The 5,225-nt window shown below is 56.4% G+C and carries 4 protein-coding genes and 1 pseudogene; all 5 read left to right on the forward strand.

Annotated elements, in window-relative coordinates; translation table 11 throughout:
* Nucleotides 1–56 precede the first annotated feature (56 nt).
* Nucleotides 57–245 (forward strand): annotated as a pseudogene (locus tag ACJH7A_RS29875) (fatty acid--CoA ligase); the annotation flags it as partial.
* 66 nt (nt 246–311) lie between these two features.
* Entirely contained in the window at nt 312–1,433 is a 1,122-nt protein-coding gene (locus ACJH7A_RS29880; RefSeq protein ID WP_226519100.1) for an acyl-CoA dehydrogenase family protein, read from the forward strand.
* Between the two features lie 42 nt (nt 1,434–1,475).
* Entirely contained in the window at nt 1,476–2,555 is a 1,080-nt protein-coding gene (locus tag ACJH7A_RS29885; protein WP_226519099.1) for a BtrH N-terminal domain-containing protein, read from the forward strand.
* Between the two features lie 76 nt (nt 2,556–2,631).
* Nucleotides 2,632–3,042 carry an SCP2 sterol-binding domain-containing protein gene (locus tag ACJH7A_RS29890; RefSeq protein ID WP_226522214.1) on the forward strand — a complete coding sequence of 137 codons (411 nt, stop codon included), beginning with the start codon at nt 2,632–2,634 and terminating at the stop codon, nt 3,040–3,042.
* Nucleotides 3,043–3,197: 155 nt separating this feature from the next.
* Entirely contained in the window at nt 3,198–4,304 is a 1,107-nt protein-coding gene (locus ACJH7A_RS29895) for an NDMA-dependent alcohol dehydrogenase (protein WP_226519098.1), read from the forward strand.
* Nucleotides 4,305–5,225 lie beyond the last annotated feature (921 nt).

Genomic DNA, 5,225 nt, shown 5'->3' on the forward strand with positions numbered 1-5,225 from the left:
GCACCGACACGGCCTGAACATCTCCGCCCACCTCAGCCCCGTCCCCGAATTCCCACCACCCCAGGGGACTTAGCCTGAACATTGACCAACTTCAGGTCTTTATCTCGCAGAAGGTTGCAAAGTGGTGGATTCCGGAGCGATGGTGTTTCGTTGCTGACATTCCACGTACAAGTGTTGGAAAGTATGACAAAAAAGCAATCCGTGCGAAACATGCGTCTGGACATTACAAAGTTAAGTACGTTTGATTCCCCTGAATATTTGCAGACTCGAGTTGTTGAAAGGAAATTGTGTCCACCTCAATGTCCCCATGGATGAATGCCGAATTGGTAGAGCTTCGCGACCTCGCAGCGAAGTTCTTGTCGGCCGAATTAGCGCCGCATGCGCAGCGCTTTGCCGACCAGCACCACGTCGACCGAGAACTGTGGAACCGGGCGGGTGAGCTGGGCTTGCTCTGCATGTCTATACCTGAGGAATACGGCGGAGGCGGTGGCACGTTCGCACACGAAGCGGTCGTGCTCGAAGAGCAGGCCCGCATCGGTGACAGTTCGTGGGGCGCTGGGCTGCACAGCGGAATCGTCGCGCACTACATCCTGCAGTACGCGACTGAAGAGCTGCGACGAGAATGGTTGCCTAAGATGGCATCCGGCGAACTCGTTGGAGCTATAGCAATGACTGAACCAGGTACCGGCTCGGATTTGCAAAGTGTCAAAACCAAAGCTGTACTGGCCGGAGACGAGTACGTCATCTCGGGCTCAAAGACCTTTATCACCAACGGCCAGCAAGCCGATCTGATAATTGTCGTTGCCAAAACCGACTCCAGTAAGGGCGCGGCCGGAATATCTCTCTTCGTAGTCGAAGCTGACCGGGCGGGGTTCCGGCGTGGCAAGGTTCTCGACAAGATCGGCCAACGCGGTCAGGACACCTCTGAGTTGTTCTTCGACGAAGTGAGGGTTCCGCGCTCGCATCTATTGGGCCAGACCGAGGGGCAGGGCTTCATTCAGCTCATGAACCAGTTGCCCCAAGAACGACTTATCGTGGCGGTGGGTGCAGTCGCGGCGATGGAGCTTGCCCTGGAGCAGACGCTTAACTACACGCGTGAGCGCGAGGCGTTTGGTCGGCCGGTCTTTGGCTTCCAGAACACCAAGTTCATTCTGGCTGAAGCCGCGACCGAAACGCGCATCGCAAGAGTGTTCCTCGACTACTGCATCGACCTGCACCTTGCGGGTCAACTCGACGTGCAGACCGTCGCTATGGCGAAGTGGTGGACCACGGAACGGGCTATGAAGGTCCTTGATGACTGTATGCAGCTGCACGGCGGATATGGCTACATGACTGAGTACCCCATCTCGAGATTGTGGGTGGATCAGCGCGTGCAAAAAATCTATGCCGGCACGAACGAGGTTATGAAGGAAATCATCTCTCGATCGCTGTGATCGACCGATCATTGACTTTTCTAAACAAATCTAGGAGTTCGAATGGCAACGGTGATTCTGCCCTATCGACATGAAGTTGCGGGCCATTGTGGTTCGGGTGCGCTACGTGACTTGACTGAGTGGGCGGGTATTCGTTTCGCCGGACACGTACCGGATGAAGGATTGGTTTTTGTGCTTGGCGGCGCATTGGACTTCTCCTACATCCGATCAGCGAAACTTCAACCGCCGGTCTATCTCGTTGGGCGTAGCGCCGATCTTGAAGACGAATACTTGAACCGATTGGGTGCGCAGTTTGAGACTCGCGCGACCGATGACGCTGACCTTGGATGGAAATGGGTTACCGAGCAGCTCGACGCGGGCACGCCAGTCATGGTTTGGACGGACATCGCCGAATTGCCTTATCTGCGCGCGCGGCTGAACATGAGTCGGCACGACGTCGTGGTCGTCGGATATGATGATGCCCAGGAAGTCGCTTATGTCGTAGATAATGATCGCGATACTGTCCAGGCTGTTCCGTATGCAAATTTACGGCGCGCCCGTGCTTCGACTGGATTTCCAGTCCCGACCCGCAATACGACTTACATAGTCGAGTGGCCGGAGTCGGCACCCGACCTCAGGGTAGCTGCGTGCTCGGCGTTTCTTCGTAGCGCTGAAGCCATGGAAGGCGCCTACATTGGCGCACCCATTGCGTCGCTTTCCAGTTCCGAAATGCAGGTGAGCGGACTGGCTGGAATTTCGTCTTTCGTTGAGGATTTGAACCGGTGGCCGGACCTTTTCGATGATGATTGCCTCGAAGCGGCGTTGTTTGCGCTAAGCGCCCTTATTCAAAAGGCTGGAACGGGAGGCGGCCTGTTCCGGAGCCTCCAGGCGCAGGGTTGTCAAAAAGTAGCCGAACTACTCGATTTCGAACCTGCACAAGAAGCTGCCGACGCTGCTGCGGCCGCATCCCGACTTTGGACGGGCTTGGCGTCGATCGCTTATGACCCGGAGGCCGACCCCCGCCGTAGGGCCGCAGATGCTGCTTCTCTGGCGGCGCAGCTGCCGAGTGCCGAATGGGAGTTGGCGACCGCGCTGAGGGCTGCGGGAAATTCGCTTCGTGGACGACGAATCACGAGCGGATAAGGCTGCGGCAAATATGGTCGCGCGAAGATTCCCGGAACAACCATGTGGTCAATATGTCAATAGATGGAGGAAAGCAATGTCCGTTTTTGGTGATGAGGATGAGGTCTACCGCTACTTGGGTGGAATTTTCCGGCGAGGTTTAGAAAACGCAGAGCTTGCGACAAAGCTTGCTAGGTCCGGCGTGGTATTGCGCATTCACTACACCGATCCTGATGCGATAGTAACCGTGGACATGCCAAACAAATTGATCGAGACTGGCGCCGCCAGCGCCGCTACGCCGAACGTCGAACTATTTATGACTGCCGACACTGGCAATAGGTTTTGGCTGGGCAAGGTAAATCTGACGGTGGCCATGGCTAAAGGGAATGTCAGGGCCAAAGGCCCTGTAGCCAAGTTGGTGAGACTAATACCGCAGGCCAAGAATCTCTTTCCGGAGTACCGTGCAATGCTGGAAGCGGAGAAACGCCAAGATCTTTTAAGTGCTTGATGTGGCAAGTCAATCGGCGCTGTCGTAGCTTCAACCGTATTCTTCGTTGAGATTCCCCGTGGTCGCGGTCGCATAGTAACCTCGCTTTGGGGTAGTGCTCAACGCTAAATTATGTATTTACTAAACATTGTTGCCACCGAAAGGACATATTCAACGTGAAGACACGTGCTGCGGTATTGTGGGGTCTGGGTCAGAAATGGGAAGTCGAAGAGATTGACCTCGACCCTCCGGGTGCTGGCGAGGTACTTGTACGCCTTGCGGCCACGGGACTGTGCCATTCTGATGAGCATCTCGTAACCGGTGATCTGCCAATCCCGCTGCCGGTTGTCGGTGGCCACGAAGGTGCCGGCACAGTTATTGAGTGTGGCGTGGGCGTTGATGAGTTCGCCGAAGGCGATTCCGTTATCTTGACTTTCCTGCCCTCGTGCGGTCGGTGTTCCTACTGTGCCCGCGGTATGGGGAATCTCTGCGAACTCGGAGCCGCGCTGATGATGGGGCCGCAACTCGATGGCACCTACCGGTTCCATGCTCGAGGCGAAGATGTCGGACAAATGTGCTTGCTGGGGACGTTTTCCGAGTATACCGTGGTGCCGAAATCGTCACTGGTAAAAATAGACGGTGGAATTCCCCTCGACAAGGCAGCATTGATCGGTTGCGGCGTTACGACCGGCTATGGTTCGGCTGTACGGACCGGAGAGGTGCGCGCCGGCGACACTGTTGTGGTCGTTGGTGCAGGCGGTATCGGAATGAATGCGATTCAGGGTGCGCGCATCGCTGGAGCGCTCACGATCGTGGCCGTCGATCCCGTGGAATTTAAGCGGCAGCAGGCCCGGGATTTCGGCGCGACACACACCGCAGCTTCAATGGACGAAGCGTGGTCAGTCGTTAGTGACGTCACGTTCGGCAAATTGGCCGATGTATGTATTCTCACCACGGACATCGCCGAAGTGTCCTACACGGGCGAGGCGCTCGCTTTGGTTGGAAAGCGCGGGCGCGTTGTGGTTACGGCCATCGGGCACCCTGACGACACGTCGATAACTGGATCCCTGCTTGAGATCACGCTCTACGAGAAGCAAATTCGTGGTGCGCTCTATGGTTCGTCAAACGCGCCCCACGATATTCCGCAGTTGGTCGAACTTTATGCCGCCGGGCAGCTGAAGCTTGATGAGTTGATTACCCAGGAATACTCATTGGATCAAATTAACGATGGGTACGATGACATGCGATCCGGAAGAAATATTCGTGGACTCATCCGATTTTGACATTTGACCGCACGGGATTGGGTCACGTCGTTGCCGCTACGGATTTTCATGCAGGGGCTTGGTCTCGGGCTCGGTGAAGATCGCCACGACTGGCCTGGTGAAGCCGCAGCGGGTAAATACTCACGCGCCGCGTAGCTTCGCCAGGTGCAGACGCGCATCAAACTCCGCGATCAAGAAGCCGAGTTGACTCACTGCGCAGTCAGTTACCTGTCCCGCGACGTCAACCCACAATGATGAACCCGCTACTCCTCGAGCTTTCCGATGACAGCGTTCCCGACACGGTGGCCTGCCGGGTTTTTGGATCTCCACTCAAGCGTTCTATACGAGGCGCAGAGAAACTTGTTTCGCAGCGCGATTGGGATGATGTAAATCTGATCAACGCAGGCCGTGAGATCCACGCCCACGGCCCCACCTTCGGACAATGATTTATCGCTGACGAGTTGCCCAGGTGCGGGATCAGCGCCGGCGAGAGCCGTGTCGCTCTACTGTGCTCGAAGGAGCGTATCTTGTTGTCCTCGTCAAGATTCGTGGGTTGAATCGTCGATCAGGTCCGTAAGTTCATGGCGGCCTCGTGCAGCGTCAGTTCGATGCGCAGTCCCCAAATCCATTGTGGTTGGCCAACCTCACAGAGCGCCGCACCACGAACGCCAGCTCTATCTGTGTATTCCATAAAAGAGGTTCTTTCCAAACGGATCGTGGGCTATCGATCGAAGCGCGCAAGAAGTCCACGCTCGGGTTGGCCGCACTCGATTGTTCATCGGGGCAGAGGCAGCGATTCCGCCGATCCGTTAAAGCATTGTTATGCAAACAATTACGCCGATCGCGGTGCTCAGTGCGCGGGTCGCGGCTAAGTCCCCTGGGGTGGTGGGAATTCGGGGACGGGGCTGAGGTGGGCGGAGATGTTCAGGCCGTGTCGGTGCC

The sequence above is a fragment of the Mycobacterium sp. SMC-17 genome, assembly GCF_045310915.1.
Taxonomy (GTDB): domain Bacteria; phylum Actinomycetota; class Actinomycetes; order Mycobacteriales; family Mycobacteriaceae; genus Mycobacterium.